Annotated in this window: 11 protein-coding genes; 6 read left to right on the top strand and 5 right to left on the bottom strand. The window is 43.8% G+C overall.

Translation table 11 applies throughout. From position 1 onward, the window contains the following. Positions 1–7 precede the first annotated feature (7 nt). From L0P88_RS07390 to L0P88_RS07375, 4 genes are read right to left on the bottom strand one after another with little or no spacing between them, the layout of a single operon-like run. Positions 8–3,904 carry a DUF6443 domain-containing protein gene (locus tag L0P88_RS07390; RefSeq protein WP_247133966.1) on the bottom strand — a complete coding sequence of 1,299 codons (3,897 nt, stop codon included), beginning with the start codon at positions 3,902–3,904 and terminating at the stop codon, positions 8–10. Then, positions 3,905–4,987, bottom strand: a complete 1,083-nt coding sequence (locus L0P88_RS07385) for a tail fiber protein (protein ID WP_247133965.1) — start codon at positions 4,985–4,987, stop codon at positions 3,905–3,907. Further along, positions 4,984–5,835 carry a tail fiber protein gene (locus L0P88_RS07380; RefSeq protein WP_247133964.1) on the bottom strand — a complete coding sequence of 284 codons (852 nt, stop codon included), beginning with the start codon at positions 5,833–5,835 and terminating at the stop codon, positions 4,984–4,986. The genes L0P88_RS07385 and L0P88_RS07380 overlap by 4 nt, the downstream gene beginning before the upstream one ends. Next, on the bottom strand, positions 5,832–6,764 hold the full coding sequence (locus L0P88_RS07375) for a tail fiber protein (protein WP_247133963.1): 933 nt from the start codon (positions 6,762–6,764) through the stop codon (positions 5,832–5,834). Before L0P88_RS07375 ends, L0P88_RS07380 begins: the two co-directional genes overlap by 4 nt. Positions 6,765–7,236: 472 nt before the next feature. Between L0P88_RS07375 and L0P88_RS07370 the strand changes: the two genes are divergently transcribed. Genes L0P88_RS07370 through L0P88_RS07345 form a run of 6 tightly spaced genes read left to right on the top strand, consistent with a single transcriptional unit; the run spans position 7,237 to position 13,508 of the window. Then, entirely contained in the window at positions 7,237–7,659 is a 423-nt protein-coding gene (locus tag L0P88_RS07370; protein WP_247133962.1) for a general secretion pathway protein GspG, read from the top strand. Beyond that, the gene (locus L0P88_RS07365) at positions 7,656–8,144 is read left to right on the top strand and encodes a hypothetical protein (protein WP_247133961.1); all 489 of its coding nucleotides are present in this window, start codon (positions 7,656–7,658) and stop codon (positions 8,142–8,144) included. The genes L0P88_RS07370 and L0P88_RS07365 overlap by 4 nt, the downstream gene beginning before the upstream one ends. Before the next feature lie 2 nt (positions 8,145–8,146). After that, the gene (locus tag L0P88_RS07360; protein WP_247133960.1) at positions 8,147–9,556 is read left to right on the top strand and encodes a GspE/PulE family protein; all 1,410 of its coding nucleotides are present in this window, start codon (positions 8,147–8,149) and stop codon (positions 9,554–9,556) included. Between the two features lie 4 nt (positions 9,557–9,560). After that, positions 9,561–11,792, top strand: a complete 2,232-nt coding sequence (locus tag L0P88_RS07355) for a type II secretion system protein GspD (RefSeq protein ID WP_247133959.1) — start codon at positions 9,561–9,563, stop codon at positions 11,790–11,792. Beyond that, positions 11,792–13,003: a hypothetical protein gene (locus L0P88_RS07350; RefSeq protein ID WP_247133958.1), complete on the top strand. Its 1,212-nt coding sequence runs from the start codon at positions 11,792–11,794 to the stop codon at positions 13,001–13,003. The genes L0P88_RS07355 and L0P88_RS07350 overlap by 1 nt, the downstream gene beginning before the upstream one ends. Continuing rightward, entirely contained in the window at positions 12,996–13,508 is a 513-nt protein-coding gene (locus L0P88_RS07345) for a hypothetical protein (protein ID WP_247133957.1), read from the top strand. The genes L0P88_RS07350 and L0P88_RS07345 overlap by 8 nt, the downstream gene beginning before the upstream one ends. A 201-nt stretch (positions 13,509–13,709) precedes the next feature. On the opposite strand, the gene L0P88_RS07340 is transcribed toward L0P88_RS07345, so the two are convergent. Next, positions 13,710–16,367 carry a glycoside hydrolase family 3 C-terminal domain-containing protein gene (locus L0P88_RS07340; RefSeq protein ID WP_247133956.1) on the bottom strand — a complete coding sequence of 886 codons (2,658 nt, stop codon included), beginning with the start codon at positions 16,365–16,367 and terminating at the stop codon, positions 13,710–13,712. Between the last annotated feature and the right edge of the window lie 131 nt (positions 16,368–16,498).

Below are 16,498 nucleotides of genomic sequence, written 5' to 3'. Positions count from 1 at the left end.
ATGTGAATTAGTTATTCCAAGGTAGTGTAATAAACCTATTCTCATAATATATGATTCTTACTCTTTGACCAAAAAAACTGGAGTAGCGCGCCCTAATGATAGGATAAGAACGGAATTGAAGTGAATTCAACTCAACATTGTAATATGGACTGTAATCCTTAAAGCCTCCGTTTCCAAAATCAAAAACATTGGAGTTTAAATCTAATCTTTTGTTGAACCAATCATTGTTAAAGTTCAAACCAACATCATCTGGAATCCATTTGTTGCCAAACTTCTCTGCCCAAGATTCTGAAATAGTTTCCGCTCCTAAATCGTTAGCCGCGGGATTGACTCTTTTATGTTGATTTCTGCCTATTGCAACTTGATTAGTGGTATTTTCAAATTTGCCAGTCAATGGATTTATTTGATTATCTCTCGCATATTTATAACCTCCAGCAAAGCCTGCAACAGTTCCTATACCAAGGTTCCCTAAATCGGTTGCTCCATTCAAACCTGCTTGATTAGCTTCTCCTAGGTTTGCTCCAGACAATAATGCTCCAGTAAAACCACTTGCATAACCTCCTCCAAAAGCACCAGCGACACCTCCAAGAGCGCCACGAACTGCGGGTCCTTGGACATTTAATCCGTTTATTAGTACATTTCCTCCGTATCTTGCGGCTAAATTTCCGGCACCGTATCCAGCTATACCAGATACTCCTCCTATCACGCCACCTTGTACAACTGATCCCCACTCGACATCATTTAGCCCTCTACCGTTACCTGTTTGACTAATGATATTATTTGTAGCTCCGGTCAATACTCCCCCTCCGGCAGCTAAAGCAACTGCACTTCCACAGGCTCCACAAGCCGCTGTTGCACCTCCAACTAATGCTCCACTGCCAAAAGCTGCTGCGCCTTCCCAAAAATTATCTATATTATCCCAATTTGCCGCTACATTAATCACACCACCAACTACTGCTCCAACTGCAATCCAAACCCATTCCCCATCGGGATCAACATATAATATGGGATTATTGTCCAAGGCCAAATACGGACTACCAAATTGGCTTTGTGGGTCTGTGGCCATCCAACGACCTAGCTCCGAGTCGTACATTCGGGAGCCAAAATCATGCCAGTTCAATCCGTCCTCAGCCTGGAATTCCTTGCCCTGGAAGGTATATTTATATACCGCGGACAGGCCATTGGTATAGTCCCCACTATGGACGCTTCCAAAGGGATAATAGTTGCGATTGGAGGCCAATTCCGAGCTTTCTATGGTACCATTGCCATTGGTATCCGTATAACTTACCCGGGTATTCCCCAAATGGTCCGCATAGATGTACATGTATTTATAGGTACTTCCCGACTTGTACACATAGCCCTCTGGCGTAGGGAAAAATTGAAGGTTGCCATCGGCATATTGAAAGCCCCCTAGATAGTCCGTAGTGGTTACCGTGGAAGAACCGTTCATATACTTTTTCTGTAGCTTGGCTCCGCTGGCATCATATAAAAAGTTAAGACTACGATTACTGGGTAAGGAGACCGTATTGACCAGATCCAAATGGTTGTAGCCAATATTGGTAATCCCCTTGTTTAAATCCCTGGTCATATTCCCATTGTAATCATAGGCATAATCATTGCCGCTGGTATTTCCATCTATAAATCCTAGGGAGGAACCGGCATCTGAAACGGACAATAATTGATTGCCATTGGCCGTGCCATAATTATAGGTCAGTTGGTCTATAAGGTTAGAGCTTCCCCTGCGTTCCAAGGATTTGATGTTACCGTGCTCATCGTAGGTATACTGGGTATTGAAATTGTTTGAAACATTACCATTTAGACCGGAGTTGTACTGGTACTTGCTCTCCGATAGTCGATTAAGGTCATCGTACAAATAGGCATAACTGCGTTTGGTGTTATCATAAGCTGATTGCCAAATGATCTGGGAGATACTACCATCATAACGGGCGGGAGCGGTACCGGCACCCTCCGCCGCTTGGTTATAGTTGATTTTATAAGCAAAAAGCTTGTCATCTAGGGTGTTTACATTGTTCAAGGCTTTGAACTGGCCCCTAATGTTGTACTCATAGGCCAACTCCTGTAAAGGGATGCTGGAAGCAGCGCTGCCACCCACTTTTTTTAGGGTCAACATTCCCAGTTCATCATAGTCATGTTCCGCAATGCGTTCCTCGGCCTGACTGTTGATCTTTTGAAAATGTCCCAAGGCACGTTCTGCATAGTCATAGGTAAAACGGTCATTAATGGCCAACTCCGTATCTGAGGTTACCCGTTTGTGTTTGGTCACCGCCAAATCTATCTTCCCCCTAAAGTCGAGTTTGCTTTCCGTAGCGGTATAGCCTCCCAAATGATTTTTGTTGTGGATTTTGATCTCACGGCCCTTTTCATCATAATAGGTATACAGCTTTGTCCATGTATTTTCACCCATTGTTCTGGAAAAGTTGGCGGTCTGGAGTCCCTGGGTCCTTATGGTCACTGTTTGTCCCTGGACTGTTGTTGGTGTTGCGGGTTTGTCGGTGTCCGTAAAGTCATAGTCATCGTAATAGTATACCGAGAGGATATCTATTATGCCTTTAGGAAAAGCATCATTCGTATAATTGATGTCAATACCCTGACCCAAACCAAGGTTGTTGGTGCCGGCTATTCGTTTTTCTATATTGGCAGGGTTATCCGTATTATTAGCAATAAAATTATCGACGATGTCCTGTAATTCTTGCGGAGTATTCCCAGAGTTAAAATAAAAACCGGAATATACAGGCCTATCAAAGGCATCATATTTGGTAAAGAGCCATTTTCCCTGATTGGCAAGATTCTTATCCTGCATAAGAAAGGGTCGGTCCAACTGATCATACACCAGATACTCCCAGTCCCGACCAGGTACCCGCTGGGCAATTTGCCGATTGTATTCGTCATATTCATATTGGTAGACCAGATCCTCATTAATAACATAGGGGTTCTGTAAAGGGTTTACATTTTCCAATGCCTTTGGTGGCAATATGTAGCGCAATCTGCCCTGGATGTCGTAAACATTTTGGGTAATGCGCTTTTCAACGGTACCTGATACCTCTTCAAAAACAATGGTTGCCACCGTCCTGCCATTTTTGTCCGTATAGGTCTCCACGGTGTTCAATTGCCCATCCGTAGACTGCCAATTTTCATTCTTTACAATATTCTTGAACAATTCCTTGGTTCCATATGCCCCTTTTGAAACTACTGGACTTGCTCCCGAATCGTTTATGGTAAACTTCACAATTTCCAGTGTGGAGGTATTGGTAGCGTATTCCATTTTCGTAGTATGGTCACTATTGCTACCTGAGATAATTCGCCAGTCGTAGCCCGGCGAGGAAGTCTCAATGGCCCGATTCAGGGGGGAATCATCAAAAATGGTTTCCCCGTAGGCATAGGTATCCCCATATTGGTTTTGGTAATAAGCCGTTTGTGGGGTCTTGGGATCGGCAATAAAATTCCCGGTTTTCTGTGTGGTGGGATATGGCAGGTAATTTTTGGACGTACGTCCAAATTGGTCGTATTCCATAAATTGCACAATATCATGGCCATTGGGGCTCTGCGCTTTGGCGATACTTTGTACAGGTCTTCCCAACCCATCCGTATAGGTGATGTTTTCCAAAACCTCGGGATGGAACCCCACAATCTTGATCGTTACATTGCCCGTGGCATGAAATCCTGGTGCCAAGGTGATACTTTGTTTTGCCTCAAAGGTCCCTGAACTTACAGGTGCACTTAACGTAAAACTACTGGATGTACCGGCATCCCCAATAACATCTTCCAGTTGGGAAACACTAAAAGCAATTTTAGGTTCGTAACTCTTGGTATAGTTTTCCGTGGTCGATTGGGCCCATAGTTGCCATGAACCCAACAGAAAAAGAAGTAATGCGCATTTTTTCATTTATTCTTGGTTTTGGTTCAACAGATTGTTTATTTGCTCTTGCAGTGCATCCACTTTTTTAAGTTGTTCGTGCAGCAGTAGTATTTCTTTTTGTTGCTGTAGGGTATAGAGGGTCAACTCTTCAATCTTCTCCAACAATTTCATGTTCATCACTCCCAGTTGAATACCATTTTCTTCCAACTCCTTCGCAGAGGGCACATTGGGCAAATGCCCATGTTCTTTTATGTAGTCCTGGATTTCTTGCAGGGATTTGAGGTCATAGCCTTCCTTAAAGACATAATCGGGAGCTGGGACACTGAGATCTACTTTGACTTCCTCGGCATGGATATTGCCCTTTACGGTGAGTCTCGCATCTGGACTAGTGGTGCCAATACCTAGACGTCCAGACCTGGTCAAAAACATTTTAGTTGATGCATCAGCGTTTTCCAAATCCGTCAAGAATTTTAACTCACCAGCCGAACTCAAGTAAGCGTGTTTGGTATTACTGGTTATGCCCATACTAGCTGTAGCGCCATTGTCCCTTAATATCTTGAAGTGTGCAAAAGGGGAGGAATTTATTTCAATGCTTCCATCATGTACCTCCAGTTTGGCATCTGGACTGGTGGTTCCAATCCCCATTTTGCCATCTTTATGAAAAGTAACTATGGAACTATTATCGGAATGACCTATGAAAAGTCGATCGGAATTGGTCTGTAAGTCGAAGCGCCAAAGCTTGCCCCCTCTTTCAAGACCTATGGCCGCTCCTCCAAAAGGATCTTTAATATGTAATTTATATAGTGGACTCCCTATACCCAACATGGTATTGCCATTTCTGACTATGAAATTTCCGCCGGATTTGAATTGATAGTTTACTTCCCCGTCCTGTTTTATCTTGAGCCCATCACTCTCCAATTGAAAATGGTATACTTGATTCGGATTGTAATGGGTATCCCTTAAGGTCAGTAGACTAGGGCGCCATTGCGAGGTCTCAATTGTTAAATTGGCATCCTGGATTTTAGCATCCCCGGAATCAGGGAAATCATTCTGTGCATTCATACCCAGTAAACACCCCAGTGATAAGATGACCGTTCCTATTTTTTTCATTGCATCTGTTTTTTTAACTCCTGGATTTCCCTTTCCTGTTTTCTGGTCCGTTGCAATACCGTTTCCAGTATGGTTTGCTGTTGTAGGGTATAAAGTGTTAGTTCCTCAATCTTCTCCAACAGTTTCATGTTCATCGCTCCAAGCTCAATCCCGTTTTCCTCCATCTCCTGGGCCGAAGGAATATTGGGCAAATGCCCATGTGCTTTTATATGGTCTTGGATTTCTTTCAGGGATTTGAGGTCATAACCTTCCTTAAAGACATAGTCGGGAGCAGGGACATTGAGATCTACTTTGACCTCCTCAGCATGAATGTTACCTTTTACGGTAAGTTTGGCATCTGGAGAAGTGGTTCCAATTCCTACGTTACCATTGTTTTGGGTGGCAAAAAGTGTGGTTATCGTTATTTGCCCCGTAATATCCGTTTTCCCTGTAGCATCATAATCCAAGATGGTATTTTCTGAAAGTGTCCCTCCCGAAGCTAAAAGCCAGGATCGTATGTAGAACGAAGGATAATGGTCAACAACCTTGACCACAATATCATAGCCGTTACCATTGTCGTAGACTTTTAAGGCATACCTGCTATAACTTCCACCATGAACTTCTTGATGTATTTTAAGGCCATCCCTTGATGAAATGTAATAATGGTTTTCCCCCAAATTGTTGTTATGCCAACTGCCGCCAAAAATTTCTACTTTAAGCTTCGCATAGTTGCTGGTAGAGTGGGCAGGTATTTGACCCACCAAATATTCTGGCGAGCCGTTATTGGAGCCTAAAACAATTTTTCTGCCCTGGGCCATAACAGAGATGACGGACAAAAGCATAAGTGCATAAAGTATGAACTGTCTCATTTTTCTAGAATGTATTTTTCAATAGTTGATAATCGACCTTTCAACGCTTTCAACTCATCTCTTAAAAGCATTACCTGCATTTCCTTTTCTGTGAGTTTTTCTTCTTGGTGGATGGTATACAAAGTCAGCTCCTCAATCTTCTCCAACAGTTTCATGTCCATCGCTCCAAGCTCAATCCCGTCTTCCTCCATCTCCCTGGCCGAAGGAATACTGGGCAAATGCCCATGTTCTTTTATGTAGTCTTGGACTTGTTGCAGGGACTTGAGTTCATAGTCTTCCTTAAAGACATAGTCGGGAGCAGGTACATTGAGATCTACTTTGACCTCCTCGGCATGGATGTTCCCCTTTACGGTAAGTTTGGCATCCGGGTTGGTGGTGCCTATACCCACATTGCCCAAATGGGTTATTTTTAATAATTGGCCTCTATTGTTGTCAAAATTAAATCCTCTGTAATTTGAATTGTTCGAAAAGTTGATTCCGTCGTCATTGACCCCTAAACTAAAATTATATCCACTGGAGTTGCTTCCAGTGCCAAATATGATTTGCTGACCACCACTTTTTATATGGAGCTTAGAAGCCGGGAGCGAAGTCCCTATACCTACGTTACCGTTGGCAATGATTCGCAGCAGTTCGTCCGAAGTGCTGAATGTTGTACCATTTGCCCTGATACTGAAAAAGTCGGTTCCTACATTGTTATCGTTAAATACCAAATTGATTGCTTGCCCAGAACTTATAAGCGTCCCTGATTGATTGCTTTCAGGCCTAATACTAAATTGATTGTTGTTTTGGATTATCTGAAATAAGGCGTTGGGTGTTGTTGTTCCAATGCCTACATTGCCAGTTGTAGGAAAAGTGTTGGTCTGGCCAAGGGATACTAATGGGAGATTGAACCAGAGGAGTACGGAAAAGTATTTTAATAGGTTGGCCATGGCAGAGCGGTTATGATGTGTATTACATTCTTTTGGAACACTATCGTAAAAACCATAAACCACTTGTTTTTTCCTACGCCCAAAACAACATCACATACTCCGCACCATCATAAAATTCCGGAAGTCATATGTCTCGTTCCATCGCTTTCCCTAGCTCCATAGGAATGGAAAAATTATGGGAAAAGACATGCTTGCCTTAAAAACTGATAAAAAATTAATGATCTTGGTTGTTACTCAGCAGAAAAATTGGTAGATAAAAAAATTACTTTTTAACATAATTTTTCTTACATCAAATGTGCGTATCAAATTAGAACCATAACATGATAATTATCATATGGATGGTTTTTTTTTCTGTATATTATTACAGAATAGTTATATTACGACCTTTGTAGTTTTTATGGCATCGACCGCTATGGAATTTGTTATACCCACACAATCTTGCAGAATCAATAACCTTTTAACTGAGTAGAGCATGTCATCCTTTGTCCGTCATTTTTTTAAAAAGAAGGTCCTGGCCATCAACCTTCAAGAGACCCTTATTGTTTTAGCTATCATAGGCATTCTATTATTATTGGCATTACCTAACCTTATGCCCTTGATATCCAAAGCCAAAAGTGTGGAAGCCCAGGTACAGCTCAAAGCTATTTACAACGCCCAGACCACTCACCGCTATATGAACAGCAAATACACTGCGGATATCGGTGAGCTGGATTTTGAACCCCCAAGGACCGTAAAGGAAAATGGAACGGCGAACTATGTTTACTCCTTGGTCAATGCGGACAACGCAAGCTTTACGGCTCGGGCCGAGGCGATTACCGATTTTGATGGGGACGGTGTATTCAATGTTTGGGAAATAGACGAAAATGGCAATCCCAAACAAATCGTAAAGGATTGATGGTTTTGCTAAAGATTATGGCCATAATGGCCCTGGGCTTTATCGCTTTCCAGGATTTTAAGGAAAGAAGGGTCTTTTGGTTCCTGTTTCCCCTTTTGGCCCTGCTCATGACCAGTATTCATTTTTTGTACAGTCCCTTGACCACCATCTATTTTTACCACATCCTGTTGAACCTCTTGGCAGTTCTATTGGTATTGACCCTTGTCTTTTTATATACCCGATTGGTCCAAAAAAAGAAATTTGTTGACCATAGTCTTGGATTGGGCGATATGCTCCTTTTCATTGGATTGGCAATGGCCTTTCCAACGGTCACATTTTTGATTTTGTTCACGAGCTCGCTCTTTTGTTCCTTGATCGCTTTTTTTGCACTTAAAGGGCGTTCCACACACGCTACCATTCCCTTGGCAGGCCTTATGGGCCTATTTTTTAGTATGGCCATTGGGTATTCCCTCTTTTTTGAACATCCCTCCCTCTATATCTTCTAACTATGATTGTGGACTATACCATTACTTTGGATTTGGCACAACATATCAGTGCAGAACAGGCGTTTCATTATCGGATCGTTCCCAAAATCCGCAATAATGGAACATTGGTGCTCATGACGGATGCGGAAAGGCTAGAGGAGCTGCAATCAGAGCTACAAATTGTACTGGACATCCCCTTGGAGTTGGAGCAGATCGATTCCGATACCTTGCAACATCTTTTGACGGCCAATTATCGAAAATCACGAAAATCGGCCAGCGATGAACTGCGTTTCACCACTGATTTTTTGGAAAACCTATTGGTGACCGCCAAGGAGCTTGGCAGTAGTGATATTCATTTTGAACCCTATGAAAACCATTGTAGGGTCCGTTTTCGATTGGACGGGAAACTGGTGGAACAGTTCCATGTGGCCCTGGAGGAATATCCCACCATAGTGAACAAGATAAAAATAAGGGCCGGTCTGGACATTGCGGAAAAACGGTTGCCCCAAGATGGACGAATTACGGTAAAATCCACGGGGGCCGAATTTGATATTCGGGTTTCCTCCCTACCTACCCTGTTTGGGGAAAAAATCGTTCTCCGGATTTTGAACAGGGACACTGAACAGTTGAGCCTACAGGATTTGGGGCTCAATGATCTGCAATTGCGACGTTATAGTGAGGGGACTAAAAAGCCCAATGGTATTGTCCTGATTTCTGGTCCCACGGGTTCCGGAAAAACCACCACACTGTACGCCACCCTAAAACTGTTGAACAATACTGAAACCAATATCCTGACCATTGAAGACCCTATTGAATATACCTTGGAAGGCATCAACCAGGTGCAGTTAAAGGAAAACATCGGGTTGGATTTTGCCAGTGCACTGCGCACTTTTTTAAGGCAGGACCCGGATATTATCATGGTTGGGGAGATTCGGGATGTAAAAACGGCCAATATGGCCATACGCGCCGCACTTACCGGACATTTGGTCCTGTCCACCATACACACCAACTCTGCGTGGGCGACCGTATCCCGATTGATCGATATGGGTATTCCACCCTTTTTGATAGCGAGCACCTTAAACCTGAGCGTTGCACAGCGGTTGGTACGTAAACTCTGTCCTTTATGTAAAGAACAAAAACCGGTATCCCAGGAACTGTTTCCTGAAGGATTTCAAATCCCAAAAAATCTATCCCACCATTATGAGGCCGTTGGGTGCCATGAATGTTTCCACACCGGATATTCCGGTAGGAAGGCCCTGTATGAAGTGATTCCCATCACCCAGGAATTAAGTGGACACATTAAAAACAATGTCCTGGAAATCGATTCCTACATAAAGGACCATAGCATTACTACCTTACGGGAAAATGCCCTTGCCATGCTTTTGGAAGGGACAACGTCCATAGAAGAAATATATTCCCTTTTAACCAGTTGACCGCATGAAGTACCTTATTTTGGCATTTTTACTCTTTATCGGTCTCCAAGGCTCAGCACAGGAGGAGGGCCGTATTCTTAAGATCCAGAACAATCTGGAGGCCTTGGCGGTTGATAATAAAGGATTGACCGAGACCCTTAAATTGGACATCAATGTAAGCAGTGTTCCCTTGTCCAATTTTCTCTTGGCCGTTTCAGAGGTCCATCAAATCAACATTAACATTGACCCAAGCCTACAGGGTATCAACATTGTCAACAATTTTTCCAATGTGGCCGTAGCCGATCTTTTGGTTTTTTTGTGCAAGGAATATGGGTTGGATATTGATTTTACAGGGAATATCCTATCCATTAAAAAATATGCGCCCCCACCACCGATCATTCCAGAAAAGGAAATTCTGATTTCATACGACCCCTTAAACAATAACTTGTCCACTGATTTAAGGAACGACCCTTTGGAAAAGACCTTTCGGAAGTTAATCGATGTCAGTGGTCAAAACCTATTGTTTGGGAACGGAATGGAAAACATACCGCTTACACTGTACCTTAAGGACGTGCCTTTTGAAATTGCCATGGAGAAACTGGCAGGGACCAATGGTCTTAGTTTTTCCAAGTCCCGTGATGGTTTTTATTTGTTCGATCGGATAGATCAACCTGCGTCCAATACCGAAGGCACCTCTGCCGCGAACCGCAGATCTTACGGCCAAAACAGTAATTTCAACTATCAGGTCATAGACACCACGAATAGAATTGTTTCCGTGGACTTTGACAACGTCCCACTTGCGGACATCATTAAATCCATGGCCCATGACTTGAACCTGGACATTTACATGGCCACTCCATTACAGGAGGCCGGTAATGTGAGCATCAAGGCCAAACAAATGTATTTTGATGAATTATTGACCAAGATTTTTGAGAGCAAGGCCTCGACCTCCTTTTCGAACGGCCGGGCTTTGAATGATCCCACCAATGGTAATACGAGGGGCCAGCCCGGCAATTTTAGTCCTGTACAGGCCCAAAGCTCCGGAACGTCCTTTACCTTCAAAAAAGAAGATGACATTTATTATTTTGGGACCGCGGATCAATTGAGCGTACGCAGGTTCGAAGTGGTACAGATGATGCACCGCTCGGTGGAATTGTTGGGAGATCCCATGCCTTCCTCCTCATTTAATCGGTCCGCGGGGCGGACCGTCACCGGGGGGGTCAACTATTTGGGGAATGGTTTTCAAAACGGTGGTGTTCCAGGAGGAGTAGGAGTAGGAGCGGGACTTGGAAACCGTGGACAGAATTTCAATAATCAAAGGCCCATTACCCCACAGAACAATCAATTTGGGAATTACAGCACTGCTGCCGAAGCGATTGTAAATATTCTTCCTGCCGAGGTTACGGCCGATTTGGACATCCAAGTGGATTTTGAATTGAACAGTTTTTTGGTCAGTGGCCCGGCAACCCACATTAATAGGTTTAAAAAGTTCATCAAGGAAATTGATAAACCGGTTCCCGTAGTACTTATTGAGGTCATGTTGATCGAGGTACGCAGGAACGCTACCGTGGAAACAGGAATCAGTTGGGGCATTGGCGATGGTCCTGTGGAAACCCAAGGGGCTATTTTTCCACAAGCGAACCTAACATTGGGCGCCCAAACAGTGAATAAGATCATTGGCGGTTTTGATGGGTTCGGTTCCTTTAATATCGGTAAGGTAGTGCCCGAGTTTTTTGCCACGATCAAGGCCATGGAGGCCAATGGAAACATTAAAATACGTTCCACCCCCAAATTATCCACCTTAAATGGGCACCGCGCCAATCTTTCCATAGGGGAAACCACCTATTACGTGGTGACCAGTCAGAACTTCTTTGGCGCCCAGATTCCAACGGCGTCCGAAATCCGCAACTTTCTGCCCATAGACGCGCAATTGGCAGTGAGTATCAAACCCTTGGTTTCCGGGAATGGACAAGTGACCCTGGAAATCAATGTGATCCAATCCGATTTCAGCGGGGAGCGCATTGATGAGGATGCTCCTCCTGGGTTGACTTCAAGGGAATTTAGTTCCATTATCCGCATGCAAAACCAGGATTTGGCCATTTTGGGCGGCTTGGAGGAAAAAGTCAAAACCGATACGGGCAGTGGGGTGCCCTTTTTAGCTCGAATACCAATAATAAAGTGGCTTTTTAGCCAACGGAGTAGGGAAGACTCCAAACAGAAGTTGACCATTCTAATAAAACCAACCGTTATTTACTAGTGTTCGGCAACTTTCTTAAATATATACAAACGGGTTCCTCTTTTCAGGGATTGGAGGTATTTTCAACACCAGATCGTTCCCACCACTATGCCTTGATCTTGATAAGGAAAAAGAAGAATGAGCTCGTTATGGAACAGCAAATGGTCTATGAAGACTGGGAGACCATGGCCCGTTCATTGAAATCCAACTTGCCCCTATGCATTGCCTTTTCCCTTGAGGGAATCATCACCAAAAAAACCGATGCCGAAAAGAGGGTGGGAGGGGAAGCCCTGGTCAACCATATGTTCCCCAACATCAACTTTGACACCATTTTTTTTGAGACCTACCCCTTGCTTGAGGATACCCATATCTCCATCTCCAAAAAGAAAAGTGTACTGGAGCACTTGGAGAGACTGGAAAAGGTGAACATAAAACCCGTTTCCCTATTTTTAGGTTGTAGTGCCCTCTCCGCTATAGTCCCTTATATTACCAATTCCACGATCGGTACCAATACCTTTTCCTTGCGGATTGACCGGAGCACTAAAAAAATAGTATCCTTACAGGCCTCCGAGACCTCCGTGGATTTTGTGTATGAGCTGAACGGTCTGGCCATAAAATCCCAATTCTTAATGGCTTTTGGAGCCATTTTGGGCTATCTCTCACCCGTTGCAAAAAACTCCAATCTTTCTGGATTACTGAATTTGCTACGGACAGATTTCACCAACAAAAGACTGTTTTCCCTTTTAGTGCGATTTTCCCTATTCCTTATCCTAGGAGTTCTTATGGCCAATTTTCTGATATTCAACCATTATTTCAACAAGGTTCAGAAATTGCGGGAACTGACCAGTATCACGGAAAACAACCGGGAAATCTATCAAGGGCTTTTGGAAAAGGTAACCGCAAAGGAAGAACGCTTAAAGACCATTGTGTCCCATTCCAGTTCCAAAGTTTCGTATTATCTGGATGAATTGGCCTCCCGAATTCCCGGCACCATAAGATTGGAGCAACTGATTTACCAACCTTTGGCCACTCCGGTGCGTGAGACCAAACCCATACTATTGGAAAAGAATAAAATCAAGGTTATTGGAACTACACAAGACCATGTTTCCTTTTCCGGCTGGATTGAGGCTTTGGAGGAATTACCTTGGATCCATTCCATACAAACCGTAGATTTTGATTATGAGAAATCGAATCGGACCCGTTTTGGAATCGAAATTAGCTGTGATGAATAGTAAAAAACGTTTAATGGTAGCCCTGTTTGGCGTTGTAATGGCCTTGTTCCTTTGTTATAAATTGGCCATCTCCAGGACGATGCAACTCCACGAGGAATTCAAAACACTTAGGGAAGAAGCCGTGTTGGCCGATGAAATCCCCCAAAGGTTGGCGCGATTGGCCCGGAAGGAACAACAACTGGATTCTGCATTTGATCAAATGAACTTGGGTAATACTTCTGTGGAAAACAACCTGTTAAAGACCATTTCTTCCGAATCCAACGATCAATCTGTCCGCATTTCCGATTTTGAGGCCAAACATTCCATTATGGAAGACAACTTGGCCATAGATACCTACCGATTTACCCTGGAGGGGCCTTTTACGGATATTCTCAAGGTTTTGTATGTATTGGAACAGAAAGGGGGATTTGGAAAAACAGTACATGTGGACTTTTTTAAGGAAAGGAATTTCCGCACTAAAAAGGAAAGTCTTAGGGGTACTGTTTTTTTGCAACAGTTTAATTGAACTCATTGAAAAGTACTTCATTCAATCCAGTACGCTTTTGCTTTTTGAATTGATCGTACAAATACTTCCTTCCGTAATTGTTTTTGTCCCATCCCGAACATGGTGCTGTGACCCTGAAGTCATGACACTTGGGCTACTCACTACAATGGGCTTCACCTAATCAATAACTGAATAACCTCCCATGTATCGTGCCACAAACCCCTAAATTGCCGTAACCCTTCCCGTAAGGGTTAGTTTTTCGATCAGTACGGAACCTTGTTTTGCCCTACTATCGGAGGGTTGTGCCCCACCTACTGAAATTTGATACGCTCCAGGCCGTATCACTTTTTGCCCTTTGCCGTTTACTGCACTTAGTTGTTCTTTACTGATTTTGAATGTCAATGTTTTCCTTTCCCCAGGTTCAAATGATACCCTTTCAAAAGCGGCCAGGGTCCTGTGTGGATTCAACATATCCGCATTCGGATTTTGAACGTACAATTGAACAACCTCTTCGCCTTTGAGGTCCCCAGTATTCTCAATGGCGACCTTCACAGTGAAGTCCTGACCTGCTTCTACAGTTTCCGGTACTTCAAAGTCACTGTATGTAAAGGTGGTATAGCTTAAGCCATAGCCAAATTCATATAAGGGGAGACCCTTAAAATACCGATAGGTCTTACCGCTCATGGTGTAATCACTAAATGGCGGAATATCGTTGATATCCTTATAAAAGGTAATTGGTAAGCGTCCAGCCGGATTGTAATCCCCAAAAATAACATCGGCTATTGCGGTGCCACCTGCCTGTCCGGGATACCAGGCCTCAATGATTGCAGGGATATTTTCATTTTCCCAATTTATGGACAGTGCACTTCCATTCAATAGTACAAGAACGGTAGGCTTGTTCAACGCCCGTATTTTTTTCATCAATTGGGTCTGGGTTTTGGGGAGTTTGGTATGGACCCGATCCCCGCCGGAAAAACCATCTACCTTCACTTTCATCTCCTCACCTTCCAATAATGGACTGATTCCCATACACAAAACAACGGCGTCCGCTTCTTTTGCCATGGCCATGGCCTCTGCTTCCAAATTATCCTTTGGGGATTCCCATAACAAGCGCATAATGGAATGGTCCGTATTATTCTGGACACATTCGAATTTGATTTTATATTTTTTGCCCGCCTCCAAACGGACATATTCATAGATTTTTTTGGGATGATGTACAGCCTGTCGCTCCATTAGCAACACATCGTCCAAGAATAATTTCATGGATGAAAAGGCTTCTCCTCCCAATGCGTAGTTCCCCGTTTTGCCAACCGATAGTATTCCCGTCCAGCGAACCGAATACGCGTCGTAACTCATGTCATCAAAAGGAGGGGTGGTCCTCCAGGTAAAATCCACCGTTTTATCGACCCGTTTGTGTTTTGGGGTTCCAGTAAAGGCAATGTTGTCATAATACTCGGCTTGTAACCCTGCCGTTTTCAAAGAAGTATCCGTGAACAGCACGTTTTGTGGTATGGGCTCAAACACGGGCAGTCCCTCGGCCAGCTTGCAACCTACTGCATAGCTTACCTCGGCATTTGGCAGTTTCTGCCTAATCCCTTCCAACGGAGTAATGGGCTGGGTTGGGTAACCGTTGTAATTCCCCAACAAAACTTCCAGATCATCTGCATTGGAGCCGATGACCGCTATTTTCTTTATTTGGTTCTTATCCCATGGAAGTGTCCTGTTTTCATTTTTTAGGAGCACCATGGATTTATGCGCAGTCTCCAATGCCAAAAGCCTATGTTTTTCAGAATCGACAACATCATAAGGTATGCTTTCGTATTTGACCGCCCCTTCCGGTGCGAACAATCCCAGTTTCAAACGGGCAACCATCAAACGTTCCACGGAAATATCGAGCTCTTCCTCCGTAATGAGGCCACTTTTCACAGCTTCTACCAATGCAGGGTAGGAATTTCCACAATTTAGATCCGTTCCCGCTTTTACGGCCATGGCCGATGCCTCTTTTGCATCCGCACTGATCTCATGGGCCCCTTCCATAAAAAAATCGTGTATTGCCCCGCAATCGGAAACGATATACCCATCAAAGCCCCATTCGTCCCGTAGCAGACCATTTAACTCCTCACTTCCACAGCAAGGCTTACCGTGGTAACTGTTGTATGCGCACATAATGGAATGGACCTTGGCTTCCTTAACAACCTTTTCAAAATGGGGACTGTAGGTATTTAAAAAATCCTGTGGACTTGGTACGGCATTGAAACGATGTCTATCCACCTCGGGGCCGCTATGTACCGCAAAGTGTTTTGCCGTTGCCACCAGTTTCAAGTAATCGGGATCATCACCTTGTAGCCCCTTTATAAATCGGACTGCCAATTCTCCTGCCAGATAGGGATCTTCCCCATAGGTTTCCATGCCACGTCCCCAACGAGGGTCACGAAAGATATTGATATTGGGGGTCCAAAAGGTAAGTCCCTGATAAATTCCCCGTTTGCCACGTGATGCAAATTCATGGTGTTTTGCACGGGCCTCATCCGAAATTGCATTGGAAATCCTTGACATTTGATCCCTATCAAAGGTCGCTGCCAAACCAATTGCCTGTGGAAAAACGGTAGCCTTTCCAGCTCTGGCCACACCATGCAGACATTCGTTCCACCAATTGTATTCGGGAATATCCAGTCTGGCAATTGCCGGGGACTCGTGGTTCATTTGTGATACCTTTTCCTCTAAGGTCATGGCGGCCACCAGTTCCTTCGCCCTTTGTTCAAAATTGGGTGGAACACTGTTTTTTTGTCCGTTAAGGCCTTTTTTTGAATTGGTATCCGAACATCCGGCTACGATACAGAGGACCAATATGAGAAGCAGGGAAGTAGTGATGGATTTCATTGGATGTATTTTAATTCTGTTTATGGATTGGTAACATTGGCTATTGGTATCAAAAGTATTTATAGGACTTGTATCCGCAAAGACCATTTGTAGCAATATGTGTAAAAATTGATGCACTACCTAAATTTATG

Origin of the sequence: Muricauda sp. SCSIO 64092 (genome assembly GCF_023016285.1) — a bacterium.
In the GTDB taxonomy this organism is placed as follows: domain Bacteria; phylum Bacteroidota; class Bacteroidia; order Flavobacteriales; family Flavobacteriaceae; genus Croceivirga.
Note: the sequence above shows the minus strand (reverse complement) of the source record. Positions and strands in the feature narration are given on the sequence as shown.